The sequence below is a fragment of the Streptomyces sp. NPDC050448 genome (assembly GCF_040655295.1).
Taxonomy (GTDB): domain Bacteria; phylum Actinomycetota; class Actinomycetes; order Streptomycetales; family Streptomycetaceae; genus Streptomyces.
In genome coordinates, this window is the sequence record NZ_JBFAJR010000013.1 from 189207 (window position 1) to 204641 (window position 15435).

The 15435-nt window shown below is 72.6% G+C and carries 13 protein-coding genes; 12 read left to right on the forward strand and 1 reads right to left on the reverse strand.

Annotated features, from left to right (window positions below):
• The first annotated feature begins 32 nt into the window (after positions 1 to 32).
• From AB0I68_RS18355 to AB0I68_RS18400, 10 genes are all read left to right on the forward strand, one after another.
• Positions 33 to 1475: a ubiquitin-like domain-containing protein gene (locus tag AB0I68_RS18355; protein ID WP_363178335.1), complete on the forward strand. Its 1443-nt coding sequence runs from the start codon at positions 33 to 35 to the stop codon at positions 1473 to 1475.
• A 119-nt stretch (positions 1476 to 1594) separates the two neighbouring features.
• Positions 1595 to 2506, forward strand: a complete 912-nt coding sequence (gene rsmA, locus AB0I68_RS18360; RefSeq protein WP_363178336.1) for a 16S rRNA (adenine(1518)-N(6)/adenine(1519)-N(6))-dimethyltransferase RsmA — start codon at positions 1595 to 1597, stop codon at positions 2504 to 2506.
• Between the two features lie 32 nt (positions 2507 to 2538).
• Positions 2539 to 3429, forward strand: coding sequence for a 4-(cytidine 5'-diphospho)-2-C-methyl-D-erythritol kinase (locus AB0I68_RS18365; RefSeq protein WP_363178337.1), 891 nt, complete (start codon positions 2539 to 2541; stop codon positions 3427 to 3429).
• A gap of 81 nt (positions 3430 to 3510) precedes the next feature.
• Positions 3511 to 4833 carry an acyltransferase gene (locus AB0I68_RS18370; RefSeq protein ID WP_363178338.1) on the forward strand — a complete coding sequence of 441 codons (1323 nt, stop codon included), beginning with the start codon at positions 3511 to 3513 and terminating at the stop codon, positions 4831 to 4833.
• A 54-nt stretch (positions 4834 to 4887) separates the two neighbouring features.
• Positions 4888 to 6684 carry an ABC-F family ATP-binding cassette domain-containing protein gene (locus tag AB0I68_RS18375; protein WP_363178339.1) on the forward strand — a complete coding sequence of 599 codons (1797 nt, stop codon included), beginning with the start codon at positions 4888 to 4890 and terminating at the stop codon, positions 6682 to 6684.
• Between the two features lie 155 nt (positions 6685 to 6839).
• Positions 6840 to 8474: a PQQ-binding-like beta-propeller repeat protein gene (locus AB0I68_RS18380; RefSeq protein ID WP_363178340.1), complete on the forward strand. Its 1635-nt coding sequence runs from the start codon at positions 6840 to 6842 to the stop codon at positions 8472 to 8474.
• A 41-nt stretch (positions 8475 to 8515) separates the two neighbouring features.
• Positions 8516 to 10267, forward strand: a complete 1752-nt coding sequence (locus AB0I68_RS18385) for a PQQ-binding-like beta-propeller repeat protein (protein WP_363178341.1) — start codon at positions 8516 to 8518, stop codon at positions 10265 to 10267.
• A gap of 143 nt (positions 10268 to 10410) precedes the next feature.
• Entirely contained in the window at positions 10411 to 11109 is a 699-nt protein-coding gene (locus tag AB0I68_RS18390) for a response regulator transcription factor (protein ID WP_363178342.1), read from the forward strand.
• Positions 11110 to 11204: 95 nt separating this feature from the next.
• Positions 11205 to 12152 (forward strand): UDP-glucose 4-epimerase GalE, encoded by a 948-nt coding sequence (galE, locus tag AB0I68_RS18395; RefSeq protein WP_363178367.1) that lies wholly within the window; start codon positions 11205 to 11207, stop codon positions 12150 to 12152.
• 495 nt (positions 12153 to 12647) lie between these two features.
• On the forward strand, positions 12648 to 13412 hold the full coding sequence (locus AB0I68_RS18400) for a response regulator transcription factor (protein ID WP_363178343.1): 765 nt from the start codon (positions 12648 to 12650) through the stop codon (positions 13410 to 13412).
• On the opposite strand, the gene AB0I68_RS18405 is transcribed toward AB0I68_RS18400, so the two are convergent.
• Positions 13371 to 13868, reverse strand: coding sequence for a MarR family transcriptional regulator (locus tag AB0I68_RS18405; protein WP_030297045.1), 498 nt, complete (start codon positions 13866 to 13868; stop codon positions 13371 to 13373). The genes AB0I68_RS18400 and AB0I68_RS18405 overlap by 42 nt on opposite strands.
• Positions 13869 to 14043: 175 nt before the next feature.
• Between AB0I68_RS18405 and AB0I68_RS18410 the strand changes: the two genes are divergently transcribed.
• Together AB0I68_RS18410 and AB0I68_RS18415 are read left to right on the forward strand one after the other, a co-directional pair.
• Complete coding sequence (locus tag AB0I68_RS18410) at positions 14044 to 14928, forward strand: trans-aconitate 2-methyltransferase (RefSeq protein ID WP_363178344.1); 885 nt, start codon at positions 14044 to 14046, stop codon at positions 14926 to 14928.
• A gap of 2 nt (positions 14929 to 14930) precedes the next feature.
• The gene (locus AB0I68_RS18415) at positions 14931 to 15293 is read left to right on the forward strand and encodes a VOC family protein (RefSeq protein ID WP_363178345.1); all 363 of its coding nucleotides are present in this window, start codon (positions 14931 to 14933) and stop codon (positions 15291 to 15293) included.
• Positions 15294 to 15435 lie beyond the last annotated feature (142 nt).

Here is a 15435-nt window from a genome sequence, read left to right on the forward strand (position 1 = left end):
ACCGATGGGGCCGGACCAGTGGAGCGAGCATCGTGAGCGAGATTCCTTTCACCGGGGTGTACGGGGACGAGGCCGCCCCGGAAACCGAGCCCGCCGTGCCCGCCCCGCGCACCGGGGAGCGGCGAGCCGCCCGGCGCCGCAAGAGCATCGAAGCCGTTTTCGCACCCGCCGCCCCGACCGGGCGGCGCCGGGGTGCGCCCGCCGGCGGCGCGGACCTCGCGGCGGCCCTCGGCCCCGGCACCGGGCGCCGCCGCAGCCCGGACCCCGGCACCACCGGCACGGGCCCGGGGCAAAGCGCCGGCCCGGTCGCCGTCGTCCACGCCTTCCCCGCCGGAACCGGCCGACGGCGCCGGGCCGAACCCGCCGCGACGGCTGCGGGCCGGGACAGCTGGCGGCGGATCGTCCCGCAGGCGCTGGTCGTCGCCTTCCTGGCGGGCGGCACCACGGCCTTCGTCGCCGCCGACAAGTCGGTACGGCTCACCGTGGACGGGCAGCCCAGGACGCTGCACACCTTCGCCGACAACGTCGACGAGCTCCTCGCCTCCGAAGGGCTCGGCGTCGGCCCCCACGACCTCGTCGCCCCCGCCCGCGGCGAAGCCCTCGACGACGGCGACGAGATCGTCGTCCGCTACGGCCGCCCCCTGCAGCTGACCCTCGACGGGCAGAGCCGCCAGGTGTGGACCACCGCCGGCACCATCGAGGGCGCGCTGCGCCAGTTCGGCGTCCGCGTCGAGGGCGCCTACCTCTCCGCCCCGCGCACCGCCCCCGTGCCCCGCGCCGGCCTCGCCCTCGCCGTCCGCACCGAACGCAGTGTCACGTTCATGGCGGACGGCCGCGAAAGCACCATCCGCACCAACGCCGCCACCATCCAGGAGGCCCTCGGCCAGGCGGGCATCACCCTCCAGGGCCAGGACACCACCTCCGTCCCGCCCGACTCCTTCCCGCGCGACGGCCAGACCGTCACCGTGCTCCGCATCGCCGGCACCCGGGAGGTCCGCGAGGAGCGCATCCCGTACGGCATCGAGAGGGCCGAGGACGACGAACTGTTCGCCGGCACCGAGGTGGTCGAGCAGGCGGGCCGCCCCGGAGCGCGCAGGGTCACGTACGTCCTGCGCACCGTCAACGGGGTCCGGCAGAAGCCCCGCAAGGTCGCCGAGGAGACCGTCCGCGAGCCCGTCACCCAACTGGTCAAGGTCGGCACGAAGCCGCTGCCGAGCTCCGTCTCCGGGGCGGACGGCCTCGACTGGGACGCGCTGGCCCAGTGCGAGTCCGGCGGACGGCCCGCCTCCACCGACGCCTCGGGCACGTACGGCGGGCTGTACCAGTTCGACGTCCACACCTGGCAGAGCCTCGGCGGCAGCGGACGGCCCCAGGACGCATCGGGCGCGGAACAGACGTACCGGGCGAAGAAGCTCTACGTGCAGCGGGGGGCGAGCCCGTGGCCCCACTGCGGCCGGAGGCTCTACCACGGCTGATCGATCGCCCGCTGCCGTCGCGGGCGAAGAGCCGGGCGGAGGACGAGTCACTTCCCGGGCGGTCCCGCAACGCGAGGATCGCATGCGGGAAACCCGAGCCGATCTGAGACGCTTTACCGGTGAGCACCGCAGAGCAGCAGCCCGAGAGCACGACCAGTACGCCCCCCGACGCCCTTCTCGGCCCGGCAGACATCCGGGAACTGGCCGCCGTACTCGGCGTACGGCCGACGAAGCAGAAGGGCCAGAACTTCGTCATCGACGCCAACACGGTGCGCCGTATCGTGCGCACCGCCGAGGTGCGTCCCGACGACGTGGTGGTCGAGGTCGGGCCCGGGCTGGGGTCGCTGACGCTCGCGCTGCTGGAGGCCGCCGACCGGGTCACCGCCGTCGAGATCGACGACGTCCTGGCCGCGGCGCTGCCCGCCACCGTCGAGGCGCGGATGCCGGCCCGCAAGGACCGCTTCGCGCTGGTGCACTCCGACGCCATGCTGGTGGAGGAACTGCCGGGGCCGGCGCCGACCGCGCTCGTCGCGAACCTGCCCTACAACGTGGCCGTGCCGGTGCTGCTGACCATGCTGGACCGCTTCCCGACCATCGAGCGCACGCTGGTGATGGTGCAGGCGGAGGTCGCCGACCGGCTGGCCGCCAAGCCGGGCAACAAGGTGTACGGAGTGCCCTCGGTCAAGGCGAACTGGTACGCCCACGTCAAGCGCGCCGGGTCCATCGGCCGCAAGGTCTTCTGGCCGGCGCCGAACGTGGACTCGGGTCTGGTCTCGCTGGTGCGGCGGGCCGAGCCGATCAAGACGACCGCCTCGAAGGCGGAGGTCTTCGCCGTCGTGGACGCGGCCTTCGCACAGCGCCGCAAGACGCTGCGCGCCGCGCTGGCCGGCTGGGCCGGCTCGGCGGCGGGCGCCGAGGCGGCGCTGGTCGCCGCCGGTGTCTCCCCGCAGGCGCGCGGGGAGTCGCTGACGGTGGAGGAGTTCGCGGCGATCGCCGAGCACAAGCCCGCGGCGCAGAGGCCGGCCCTGTGAGCGGCGGAGCGCGCGGCGGTTCACGCGGCGGCGTGACCGTACGGGTCCCCGCGAAGGTCAACGTCCAGCTGGCGGTGGGCGCGGCCCGGCCGGACGGCTTCCACGACCTGGCCAACGTCTTCCTGGCGGTGTCGCTGTACGACGAGGTGACGGTCACCCCGGCCGATGCCCTGACCGTCACCTGCGCGGGCCCGGACGCGGACCAGGTCCCGCTGGACCGGACGAACCTGGCGGCGCGGGCGGCGGAGATCCTGGCGGCCCGCCACGGCCTGTCCGACGCCGTCCACATCCACATCGCGAAGAACATCCCGGTGGCCGGCGGCATGGCGGGCGGCAGCGCGGACGGGGCGGGCGCCCTGCTGGCGTGCGACGCCCTGTGGGGCCTGAACACGCCGCGGGCCGAGCTGCTGGAGCTCTGCGCGGAGCTGGGCAGTGACGTGCCGTTCAGCCTGGTCGGCGGGGCGGCGCTGGGCACCGGGCGCGGGGAGCTCCTGACCCCGGTGGAGGCGGGCGCCTTCCACTGGGTGTTCGCGGTGGCCGACGGCGGGCTGTCGACGCCCGCGGTGTTCCGCGAGTTCGACCGCCTGGCCGAGGGGCGGTCCGTCCCGGCCCCGCAGGCTTCGCCGGCGCTCCTCGCCGCCCTCGCATCGGGCGACCCGGACGCGCTGGCCGCGACCCTGGCCAACGACCTCCAGCCGGCGGCGCTGTCGCTGCGCCCGCAGCTGGCCGCGACGCTGGAGGCGGGCACGTCCGCCGGAGCCCTGGCCGCGCTGGTCTCCGGCTCGGGCCCGACGACGGCCTTCCTGGTCCGCGACCCGGAATCCGCGCTCAAGGTCGCCGCGGCCCTGGAGGCCTCGGCGACCTGCCGCACCACCCGCACGGCCACCAGCCCGGCCCCGGGGGCAACGGTCCTGCCGTCCTGATCCGGGTCCCCGTACGTACCCAGGGCGACATGAGTATCTGCGCTCTGGTCCCGGCCGGGGCCCGCGCGGGAACGTGCCCCCATGGGATACACCGCCAAGGACCTCGCCGACGCCACCCCCGGGAGCCGGGACCGGTACGTCGACCTGCTGCGCGTCGGGTCGCTCGGGACCGTGCTGTTCGGGCACTGGCTGATGGCCGCCGTCAGCAGCGACGGGATAGGGAACCTGCTCGCCCTCGTCCCCGCGCTCCAGGTGCTCACCTGGGGGCTGCAGATCATGCCGGTGTTCTTCTTCGTCGGCGGGTTCTCGCACGCCCTGTCGTACCGGTCCCTCGCCAGGAAGGCCGACGGGCGGCCCGTCTACGCCGCCTTCCTGCGGGCCCGGCTCCAGCGGCTGCTGCGGCCCACCCTCGTGTTCGTCCTCGTCTGGACCGCCGGGGCGCTCGCCGTGCAGCTCGCCGGCGGCGGTGACGGGCGGCTGACCGGGGCCGCCCTGCGGCTGGTCACCCAGCCGCTGTGGTTCATCGGGATCTACCTCGCCATGGTCGCCTTCACCCCGGCCCTGCTGAAGCTCCACCAGCGGTGGGGCTGGGGGGCCTTCGCCCTCCTCGTCGGGGCCGCGGCCGCCGTCGACGTGCTCCGCTTCGCGCTCGACGTCCCGTACGTCGAGTTCCTGAACTTCGCGTTCGTCTGGCTCGCCGTCCACCAGCTCGGCTTCCTGCGCGCCGACGGCCGGATCACCCGCCCCGGCCCGCTCGCCGCCGCCGGGCTCACCGGCGCCGTGCTGCTCGTCGCGTACGGCCCGTACCCGCTGTCCATGGTCGGGATGCCCGGCGAGAAGGTCTCCAACATGGCGCCGCCCACCCTCGCCCTGCTGGCGCACGGGACGTGGCTCGTCGGAGCCGTGCAGCTGCTCGTGGCCCCCGCCACCGCCTGGCTCGCCCGCCCCCGCGTCTGGCGCACGGTCGTCGCCGCCAACGGGATCGCCATGACCGCCTTCCTCTGGCACCTCACCGCCATGCTCGCCGTGTACGCGGCCCAGCTCGCGCTCGGCATCGGGCTCCCCGCACCCGCCTCCGCCGCCTGGTGGGCCCAGGTGCCCCCGCGGCTGCTCGCCGCCGCCGGGCTGACCGCCGTCCTCGTCGCCCTCTTCCGCCGGTTCGAAGCCCCGGCTCCCACCGCCGCCGAGCCCGGCAGCGGGCCCCTCGCCGCCCTCGGGATCACCCTCTGCCTGCTCGGCATCCTCGGCCTGTCCATGACCGGGCTCGGCGGCCTGCTCGAAGGCCACAGCGCCACCCTGATCGCCCTGCCCGTCACCGCGCCCGCCGCGATCGCCATGGCGCTGGGCGGCTGGCTCCTGGTGGAACGCTCCGGAGCGGCCCGGAGCGTTAGGCTGGGGGGCTGATCCACACCCTCCCCCGGACACCGTCCGGGGGGACCCCCACCTGGAGCGCTCCTGATGGCCGTCAATCTGGTCAATGTCGAGGCAGTCAGCAAGGTGTACGGCACCCGTACCCTGCTCGACGGCATCTCCCTCGGCGTGTCCGAGGGGGACCGGATCGGTGTCGTGGGCCGCAACGGCGACGGCAAGACCACCCTCATCCGCATGCTCGCCAAGCTCGAGGAGCCCGACACCGGCCGGGTCACCCAGAGCGGCGGCCTGCGCATGGGCGTGCTCACCCAGCACGACTCCCTCGACCCCTCGGCGACCATCCGGCACGAGATCATCCGGGACATGGCCGACCACGAGTGGGCCGGCAACGCCAAGATCCGCGACGTGCTGACCGGACTCTTCGGCGGCCTCGACCTCCCCGGCTTCGGCCAGGGCCTCGACACCGTCATCGGCCCGCTCTCCGGCGGTGAGCGCCGCCGCATCGCGCTCGCCAAGCTGCTCATCGCCGACCAGGACCTGCTCGTCCTCGACGAGCCCACCAACCACCTCGACGTCGAGGGCATCTCCTGGCTGGCCAAGCACCTCCAGGAGCGGCGCTCCGCGCTCGTCTGCGTCACCCACGACCGCTGGTTCCTCGACCAGGTCTGCACCCGCATGTGGGACGTGCAGCGCGGCGACGTGCACGAGTACGAGGGCGGCTACAGCGACTACGTCTTCGCCCGCGCCGAGCGTGAGCGGATCGCCGCCACCGAGGAGTCCAAGCGGCAGAACCTGATGCGCAAGGAGCTGGCCTGGCTGCGCCGCGGCGCCCCCGCCCGGACCTCCAAGCCGCGCTACCGCATCGAGGCCGCCAACGAGCTCATCGCCGACGTGCCGCCGCCGCGCGACAAGTCCGAGCTGATGCGCTTCGCCAACGCCCGCCTCGGCAAGACCGTGTTCGACCTGGAGAACGTCACCGTCCAGGCCGGGTCGAAGACCCTGCTCAAGCACCTGACCTGGCACCTCGGCCCCGGCGACCGCGTCGGCCTCGTCGGCGTCAACGGAGCCGGCAAGACCTCCCTGTTGCGCGCGCTCGCGGAGGCGGCCCGCACCCAGGGGGACGTCCAGCCGGCCGCCGGCAGCGTCACCGTCGGCAAGACGGTCAAACTGGCGTACCTCTCCCAGGAGGTCGGCGAACTCGACCCGTCCCTGCGGGTCCTGGAGGCGGTGCAGCGCGTACGCGACCGCGTCGACCTCGGCAAGGGCCGCGAGATGACGGCCGGTCAGCTGTGCGAGCAGTTCGGCTTCACCAAGGAGAAGCAGTGGACGCCCGTCGGCGACCTCTCCGGTGGTGAGCGGCGCCGACTGCAGATCCTGCGGCTGCTGATGGACGAGCCCAACGTGCTGTTCCTCGACGAGCCCACCAACGACCTCGACATCGAGACGCTCACCCAGCTGGAGGACCTCCTCGACGGCTGGCCGGGCTCGATGATCGTGATCTCCCACGACCGGTTCTTCGTCGAGCGCACCACCGACACGGTGATGGCGCTGCTGGGCGACGCGAGCCTGCGGATGCTGCCGCGCGGCCTGGACGAGTACCTGGAGCGCCGGCAGAAGATGATCGAGGCGGCCGCCCCGGCGCCGGCCCCGGCCGCCGCCAAGTCGACGGCCTCGGGCGACTCCCGCGCGGCGAAGAAGGAGCTCGCGAAGATCGAGCGCCAGCTCAACAAGATGTCGGACCGCGAGACGAACCTGCACGCCCAGATCGCCGAGAACGCCACCGATTTCGACAAGGTCGCGAAGCTCGACGCCGAGCTCCGTGAACTCATCTCAGACCGGGACGAGTTGGAGATGCGCTGGCTGGAGCTGGCCGAGGAGGCCTAGATTCCGCCATCCGCAGGCGTCAACTGACCTGATAACGGCGTTGTCACGGGCCGGTCCTCCCTTGGGAACAGGGGCTGGACCGGCCCGATGTATGAGCGCTGTCAGTGATAGAAAGGTGATCCCCCTACGCCACCCGACGTCGAAGGTATGCGCTGATGACCGAGCCGCCCCAGCCGCCGAACCAGCCGCCCACACCTTCCGGTTACGGTCACCTGCCCGGCCCGCCGCAGCCCGGATACGGGTATCCGCAGCAGGGCGAGAACCCGTACGCCCAGCAGCCCCCGACGCAGCCCGTGCAGTCGATGCCGCAGCAGGGCTACCTCCCGCCGCCGCCCCCCGGTGCGCCGACCGTCGCGATGCAGCAGAGCGGTGGCATGCCGCCCGGGAAGAAGACGGCCGTCGTCATCGCCGCAGCGGCCGCCGGCGTGCTGGTCCTCGCCGCCGGCGGCTACTTCGCGTTCGCCGGCGGCGGCGGCAAGGACCCCGAGAAGCCCGTCGCGCAGAGCTCCGGGCCCGCCGACGACAAGCCCTCCGCCGAGGTGGACAAGGGCGACGGCAGCGGCAACGGCTCCAAGGAGACCGAAGACCTCAACGCCGGCCGCAAGCAGGGCGAGGACAAGGCCCTCTGGCTCAAGACCGCCAAGATCGACGGCCCCGGCCTCGGCGTGGAGTCCGCCGGCCAGTGGATCGTCGGCGACACCGTCGTCAAGAGCGTCTGGAAGAACCTCACCGCCTACGGGGTCACCGACGGCAAGGAGAAGTGGACGCTCGCGTTCCCCGCTCCCATCTGCTCCGTCACCGCGCAGACCACCACCGAGGGCAAGACCGTCGTCATGTTCAAGGACGGCGACTCGGACTCCGCCACCTGCAACCAGATGAAGCAGGTCGACCTCAAGGCGGGCAAGGAGGGCTGGACGAAGGAGGTCCCCAAGGAGGGCCTCTTCGACATCATGACCAGCCCCAGCCTGGGCATCACCGGCGACACCGTCGCCGTCAGCCGCAGCGGCACCGCCAGCGCCTTCAAGGTCAGCACCGGCGACAAGCTCTTCGGCAGCGCCACCGCCGAGGGCTGCAAGCCCGACTCGTACGTCGTGCACAAGGGCAAGATGATCGCCGTCTCCACCTGCTACGACGACGACCTGACGAGCGAGGTGTCGGACGCCGACCCGGTCACCGGCAAGAAGACCTGGACCTTCAAACTGCCCACGAAGTACCGGGTCGGCGCCGTCTACTCGCTGGACCCCCTCGTCCTCGACATCGGCAACGAGGAGAAGAAGGAACGCGCCATCGTGGTCCTCGGACCCGACGGGAAGCAGCGCGCCACCGTCAGCGGCGAGGGCAACTTCGCCACGGAGTGCACCAACGGCCTCTTCCGCTCCGTCGAGGTCTGCTCCACCACCGCCGTGGACGCGAACACCCTCTACATGCCGACCGTCGCGGAATCCGGCAAGGCCAACGAGATCGTCGCCTTCGACCTGGGCACCGGCAAGGTCAAGTGGCGCACGCCCGCCGGGGACGGCCGCACCCTCACCCCGATGGGCGCCGCGAACGGCCAGCTGCTCGCCTACCGCAAGGCCACGTCCGACCAGGGCGGCGAGGTCGTCTCGATCCCGGCCGCCGGCGGCACGCCCACCGCGCTCCTGCGCAACCCGTCGGGAACCTCCGCGCCGATCGAGAGCACCTTCTACACCCCGAAGGTCGACTACGTCGACGGCCGGTTCTTCATCTCCCAAACGCGCCTTCTCGCCAAGGGCACGGACGAGAAGCTCCTGATGGTCTTCGGCAAGTGAACGAGTCCACCGAGCCGCCCACCGAGAGGCAGTAGCAACCGATGAGTACCCCGCCGCCCCCCCACCAGCCGCCCGAATGGGGGACCCCCCCGCCCGGGGGCTTCGGCGCGCCGCCGCCGGTGCCGCCCGTACCGCCGACGGCCCCGCAGCAGCCGCCCGTGCCGCCGACCGTGCAGTCACCCGCGCCGGCCGCGCCCCCGCAGGGGCAGCCGGCGTACGGCTATCCGCAGCAGGGATACGGCTACCCGCAGCAGCCCGCCGCCGGCGCGGGCGCCCCGCCGCACTACGGCGCGCCCACGGCCCCGATGCAGGCGGCCCAGCCCCCGGCGCCGATGCAGGCCCCCCAGCCCCCGGCCCCGGGCGGCGCGGGCAACGACAAGCGCTCCCAGCTGATGATCGTCGGCGCGGCCCTGCTGGCCATCGCCTTGATCATCGCGGGCGGCTTCTGGTACGTCTCCGGCGACGACGGCGGCGACGACAAGCAGCCCACCGCGAACGGCAGCCCCAGCGGCGACAAGCCCGCGGGGGGCACCGCCGGTTCGGAGAAGGCGCCCGCCAACACCAAGTCGAAGCCGCTGTTCAACCAGCCGAGCCCGACCCCGGAAGAGATCGTCGACGTCGCGGGCTCCTGGCTCACCGACTCCACCTACGTCAAGTCCGACGTGGCGAAGGTCGTCGGCTACAACACCGTCGACGGCGGCAAGAAGTGGGAGATCCCCTTCCCGGGCGAGCTCTGCGGGGAGACCAAGCACGTCAGCGACAACAAGACGGCGGTCCTCTTCCGGCCGACGCAGCCCACGCCCGACAACAAGTACCCGGCGTGCACCGAGGTCGGCGTCATCGACCTGAACGCCGGCAAGCTCGTCTGGTCCGGCAACGCCAAGGGCGCCACCACCGGCGACAAGCCCGCCTCCTACTACGAGGTCACGCTCAGCGGCCAGATCGTCGCCGCGGGCGGCACCAGCGGCGGCGCCGCCTGGAACCTCGCCGACGGCAAGCCCCTGTGGACGCCCAAGGTCGACGGCGAGGGCTGCTACGACAGCGGCTACGCCGGAGGCGAGGCCCTCGCCGTGATCCGCAAGTGCGGCCACGGCGACAACCAGACCCTGTACGCCCAGACCCTGGATCCGGCCACCGGCGCGCAGACGGCCTCGTACAAGCTCTCCCCGGGCATCGAGTGGGCGTCCATCGTCTCCACGAAGCCCCTGATCGTCGGCGCCGACGTCGGCAAGACCGCCAAGAACGCCTCCGGCGTCAGCGACCTCTTCGTCGTCGGCCCCAAGGGCGAGCTGAAGGCGCACATCTCGCTCGCCTCCGGCAACTACGGCGGCAAGTGCGGGGGCACCGAGGTCGAGAAGTGCTCCGGCTTCGTGGTCGGCAACGGCAAGGTCTACCTGCCCTCGGTCGAACACCAGGGCAAGGAGGAGGGCGGCCGCACCAACGAGCTGCTCTCCTTCGACCTGGAGACCGGCAAGGAGACCACCGACCGTGCCGACGCGGGCGAGCACCGCACCCTGTTCCCGCTCCGCATGGACGGGCCGAACGTCATCGCGTACAAGGAGCCCCCGTACGACAAGGGCGGCCAGATCGTCAGCATCGACGGCAAGACGATGAAGGAGACCCTCCTCATGGAGAACCCGGTGGGCAGCCGGACCACCGAGGCCGACTACTCGCCCGACTACTCCGAATACCGCTACCACAACGGCAAGCTCTTCATCTCCCGGACGACGGCCAGGAAGCCGTCCTCGGCGGGCGACACGGAGTACCTGTTCATCTCGTTCAGCGCCAGCTGATCCCCGGCCGATCCCGGTCGGTCCCCGCAGCAGGTACGAGCCCCCGGAAGGTCCGCCTTCCGGGGGCTTCTGCGCGGTATCCGCCGCGCACCGTCGAACAAGCGTGTAGCTTGCCGGGTCAGAAGGGTCGGGGGTGGTGCGCGATGGGCGTACGGGTCATGGTGCTCGACGAGCACCGACTGCTGGCCGAGGCGCTGGCCTCGGCCCTCAAGCTGCGCGGGCACCGGGTGCTGGCCGCGGCCGCCCCGGCCGCGGGCGCCGCCGAACTGGTCATCAGCCGGGCGCCGGAGGTCTGCCTGCTGGGCACCGCCACGCCCGCCGAGCCCGGGGTCTTCGAGCCGGTCGTCCGCATCAAGCGGGAGCGGCCGCAGATCGCCGTCGTCGTCCTCGGCCCGGTGCCGAGCCCGCGCGGGATCGCGGCCGCCTTCGCCGCCGGCGCCTCGGGGTACGTACGCCACGACGAGCGCATCGAAGGCGTGGAGCGGGCGCTGGCCAAGGCGCGTGCGGGGGAGGTCGCGATCTCCCCGCAGCTGCTCCAGGGGGCCTTCGCGGAGCTGCTCAACCCCGCCGCCCAGCCCGACGACGAGGGCAGCCGGCTGCTGCGGCTGCTCACCCCGCGCGAGGTGGAGGTGCTGGTCCGGGTCGCCGAGGGCGAGGACACCCGGCTCATCGCCGCGGGCATGGAGATCGCGCCCAGCACCGCCCGTACGCATGTGCAGCGGGTGCTGATGAAACTGGGCGTCGGCTCCCGGCTGGAGGCGGCCGCGCTGGCCGCCCGGACCGGTCTGCTGGACCGGGCGGGGCTGCCGGCGGGGGCCGCCGATTTCCCCGGAAGCCTTTAATCCGGTAAGCCAGTGACCGGCATGTGCACGCGCCCCGCGTGCATCCCCCTGTGAGAGGCAGTAGGCGAGTGAGCAAGACGGCGTCTTCTAAGTACATGGTCACCGGCGGCGCCGGGTACGTCGGCAGCGTCGTTGCGGCGCACCTCCTGGAGGCCGGGCACGAGGTCACCGTCCTCGACGACCTCTCCACCGGCTTCCGCGAGGGCGTCCCCGCGGGCGCCGCCTTCATCGAGGGCCGGATCCAGGACGCCGACCGGTACCTGGACTCCTCCTACGACGCGGTGCTGCACTTCGCGGCGTCCTCGCAGGTCGGCGAATCCGTCGTCAACCCGGGCAAGTACTGGGAGAACAACGTCGGCGGCACGCTCGCCCTGCTGGCCGCGATGCGCGGGGCCGGAGTGCGCAAGCTGGTGTTCTCCTCCACCGCCGCCACCTACGGCGAGCCGACCGAGGGCCTGCTCACCGAGGACTCGGTCACCAAGCCCACCAACCCGTACGGCGCCTCGAAGCTGGCCGTCGACCACATGATCGCGGGCGAGTGCGCGGCGCACGGCGTGGCGGCGGTCTCGCTGCGCTACTTCAACGTGGCGGGCGCGTACGGGGAGTTCGGCGAGCGGCACGACCCCGAGACCCACCTGATCCCGCTGGTGCTCCAGGTGGCGCTGGGCGAGCGGGAGTCGATCTCGGTGTTCGGCGAGGACTACCCGACCCCGGACGGCACCTGCGTCCGCGACTACATCCACGTGGCCGACCTGGCGGAGGCCCACCTGGCCGCCCTGGAGGCCGCCACCGGGGGCGAGCACCTGATCTGCAACCTCGGCAACGGCAACGGCTTCTCGGTCCGCGAGGTCGTCGAGACGGTCCGCAAGGTCACGGGCGCGGAGATCCCCGAGGTCGTCGCCCCGCGCCGGGCCGGCGACCCGGCGGTACTCGTCGCCTCCGCGCGCGCGGCCCACGAGAGGCTCGGCTGGACGCCGGCCCGCTCGGACCTCACCGGCATCATCACGGACGCGTGGAACTTCACGCGCAAGCACCGTTCCTGACTCCCTGCCGCACCTGCTCACCCCCGCCCCCCCGCACCCGATGGTGCGGGGGGCGCGGTGCGTGCGGCGGCGCGCGCAGGGAGCGCATGGATACGGGCCAGCGCCGTGAGCGGGCGCAGTGCGCGGGCGCCCGGCGTGCACACGCCGGGTGAAATTCCCTCCGTGCAACTGCCCGGGGCACACCCTGATCGGAAACCGCCTTCCAGGCCTTCCGTGCGGTCGAATTCAAGCCACGCCACTCCCCGTTCGCCACAGCCCAACCGGAAAATCGCTCGGAAAACTTCTGCTATTCGGCCAACCGCGAGCCGTGCCCCGTTCTACGCTGATGCGTGACACCGGTGGGGGCCGGTGTTGATTCAGGGGTCGAGACACGCCGGGTACGGCGTCCGGTCCGGGGTAGTGCAGAGATGTCTCGGCGGCGGCCGCGGCAGCTGCGGATCACCCGGTCCGGGCGCCGTACCCGCAGTCGTCCGTTCCCCGACCCTTGGGGGTTTTGTGGTTCGCATCCGGGTTCTCGTGGTCGACGATCACCGCATCTTCGCCGAATCGCTCGCAGCCGCGCTCGCGGCCGAGCCCGACGTGGACGTGTCCGCGGCCGGCAGCGCCCCCGCCGCGCTGCGCTGCCTCGAACGGGCGGTGGCCGAGGGCCGCCGCTTCGACGTCCTGCTGGTCGACGCCGATCTCGGCGCCGCCGCCGGGACCGTGCCCGCCCAGCGCGAACCGGGCTCCGGGTCACCGCCCGGCACAGACGGGATCGCACTGGTCGCCGGGGTACGGGTGTCCCACCCCGGGGTCCGCACGGTCGTGCTCGCCGAGCGCGACGACCCGCGCCGGGCCGCGCACGCCCTGCAGGCAGGGGCTTCCGGCTGGGTGGCGAAGGACTGCTCGCTCTCGCGGCTGCTGGCCGTCATCCGCGGGGTCCTGCGCGAGGAGACGCACCTTCCGCCCGCGCTGCTCACCGGAGTACTCCGCGAACTGACCGCTGCGCGCAAGCACCGTACGGACAGCGAGCGGCTCGTCGAGTCCCTCACGCCGCGGGAGCACGAGGTGCTGCGCTGCATGGTGGCGGGGCTGGGCCGCAAGGACGTGGCGGCCCGCCTGTTCCTGTCCCCGCACACCGTCCGCACGCACATGCAGAACGTGCTGGGCAAGCTCGGGGTGCACTCCACGCTCGCGGCGGTGGCACTGGCCCGGCGGGCCGGTGTGCGGCCGGCGGACCTAGCCGGGGATGTTGTCGAACGGAGCGGTCAACTGGCGTAGCAGCGCCGCGAGATCGCCGCGCTGGGCCTGGGAGAGCTGGGCGAGGATCGCCCGCTCCTGGGCCAGCAGGCCGGCCAGGGCCTGGTCGGCGCGGTCGCGGCCCTCCGGCGTCAGGCGGACCAGCACCCCCCGCCGGTCGTTGGGGTCGGGCAGCCGCTCGACGAGGCCCTTCTTGGCGAGCCGGTCGATGCGGTTGGTCATGGTGCCCGACGTGACCAGGGTCTGTGTCAGCAGCTGGCCGGGGGAGAGCTGGTAGGGCGCACCGGCGCGGCGCAGCGACGTCAGGACGTCGAACTCCCAAGGCTCCAGGCCGTGCTCGGAGAAGGCCAGCCTGCGGGCGCGGTCGAGGTGGCGGGCGAGCCTGCTGACGCGGCTCAGCACTTCGAGCGGTTCCACGTCGAGGTCAGGGCGCTCCCGCCGCCATGCCGCGACCAATCGGTCGACCTCGTCCTCCATGCCGATCAGTGTAAGGGGTATGTCGACGTGAAGTCTCTTCAAATCGAGGATCTCGGGTATGGATATCTTGATGACATGAGTCTTGACGTCAAGATATATTTTGGGCGACGATGGGCATGGAGGGGGCCGGAACAGCTTCCGCTTCCGCCCGCCCCGCCAGCAGGGAGGCTCGAACATGCATTCCGATATCGCGTCGGCAAGGATCCCCGCGGCCACCACCCACGCCGCGCCCACCTGGGACCCCCAGCAGTACCTCCGGCACGCCGGACACCGGACCCGTCCCTTTCTCGACCTCCTGAACCGGATACCCGAACTCCCCACCCTCCCCCAGACTTCGTCCGGGGGGACCCCCACCGCCCGCATCGCCGACCTCGGCTGCGGCCCCGGCAACGTCACCGCGCTGCTCGCCGAGCGATGGCCCGAGGCCCGCATCACCGGCTTCGACCTCTCCCCGGAAATGCTCCGGCAAGCCCGCGAGGAGTACGCGGGCAAGACCGCCGGCGGCGGCAGCCTCGACTTCCGGCACGGAGACCTCGCGAGCTGGCTCCCCGAGGAGCCGTACGACCTGATCGTCTCCAACGCGGCCCTCCAGTGGGTCCCGAGCCACCCCGGCTCCTTCGCCGCCTGGATCCACGGCCTGCGCCCCGGCGGCACCTTCGCCTTCCAGATCCCCGGCAACTTCACCGCCCCCAGCCACGCCCTGCTCGCCGAGCTCTGCGACACCCCGCGCTGGCGGAGCCGGCTGGGCGGCCACGGCGCCCGCTACGTCCACCTCCTCGAACCCGCCGAGTACCTGGCCCGGTTCACCGAACTGGGCTGCGCCGTCGACACCTGGGAGACGACGTACCACCAGCTGCTGTCCGGCCCCGATCCGGTGCTCGACTGGGTCAAGGGAACCGCCCTGCGGCCCGTCCTGACCGCCCTCGAGGACGACCGGGACGCCGCGGACGCCTTTCTCGCCGAGTACCGCGACCTGCTGCGCGAGGCCTACCCGCCCGGGCCGCGCGGCACCGTCTTCCCGTTCCGCCGCATCTTCGCCGTCGCCCGTAAGGAGCTCTGACCGTGCTGACCGCAGTCGACCACGTCCAGCTCGCCGCGCCGCCCGGCTCGGAGGACCGGCTCCGCGCGTACTACACACACGTCCTCGGCATGACCGAGGTCCCCAAACCGCCCGTCCTCGCCGCCCGCGGCGGCTGCTGGTTCGCCGCCGGGCCGGTGCAGCTGCACCTGGGCGTCGAGGAGGACTTCCGGCCCGCCCGCAAGGCGCACCCGGGGCTGCGGGTGACCGGGATCGAGGCGTACGCCGGCAGACTGGAGGAACGGGGTGCCAAGGTCGTCTGGGACGACAACCTGCCGGGGCACCGCCGCTTCTACTCCGAGGACCCCGTCGGGAACAGGCTCGAGTTCCTGGAGCCGCTCGACTGAGCTCCCTGACTCGCCGTGCAACGCGACGGCGCCCCGCCACCGGATCTGGCGGATTCTTGGGGTCCTCGCAACACCTGATGGCTTACGCGGCTGTCAGTAGATCACGCAGGCGCTCGGCTGGGGTTCTCCAGTCGAGCGTTTT

Coding starts and splice junctions, on each gene's coding strand:
- AB0I68_RS18370 (WP_363178338.1), top strand. CDS start 3,511: ATGGGATACACCGCCAAGGACCTCGCCGACGCCACCCCCGGGAGCCGG.
- AB0I68_RS18375 (WP_363178339.1), top strand. CDS start 4,888: ATGGCCGTCAATCTGGTCAATGTCGAGGCAGTCAGCAAGGTGTACGGC.
- AB0I68_RS18380 (WP_363178340.1), top strand. CDS start 6,840: ATGACCGAGCCGCCCCAGCCGCCGAACCAGCCGCCCACACCTTCCGGT.
- AB0I68_RS18390 (WP_363178342.1), top strand. CDS start 10,411: ATGGGCGTACGGGTCATGGTGCTCGACGAGCACCGACTGCTGGCCGAG.
- AB0I68_RS18405 (WP_030297045.1), bottom strand. CDS start 13,868: ATGGAGGACGAGGTCGACCGATTGGTCGCGGCATGGCGGCGGGAGCGC.
- AB0I68_RS18410 (WP_363178344.1), top strand. CDS start 14,044: ATGCATTCCGATATCGCGTCGGCAAGGATCCCCGCGGCCACCACCCAC.
- galE (WP_363178367.1), top strand. CDS start 11,205: ATGGTCACCGGCGGCGCCGGGTACGTCGGCAGCGTCGTTGCGGCGCAC.
- AB0I68_RS18385 (WP_363178341.1), top strand. CDS start 8,516: ATGAGTACCCCGCCGCCCCCCCACCAGCCGCCCGAATGGGGGACCCCC.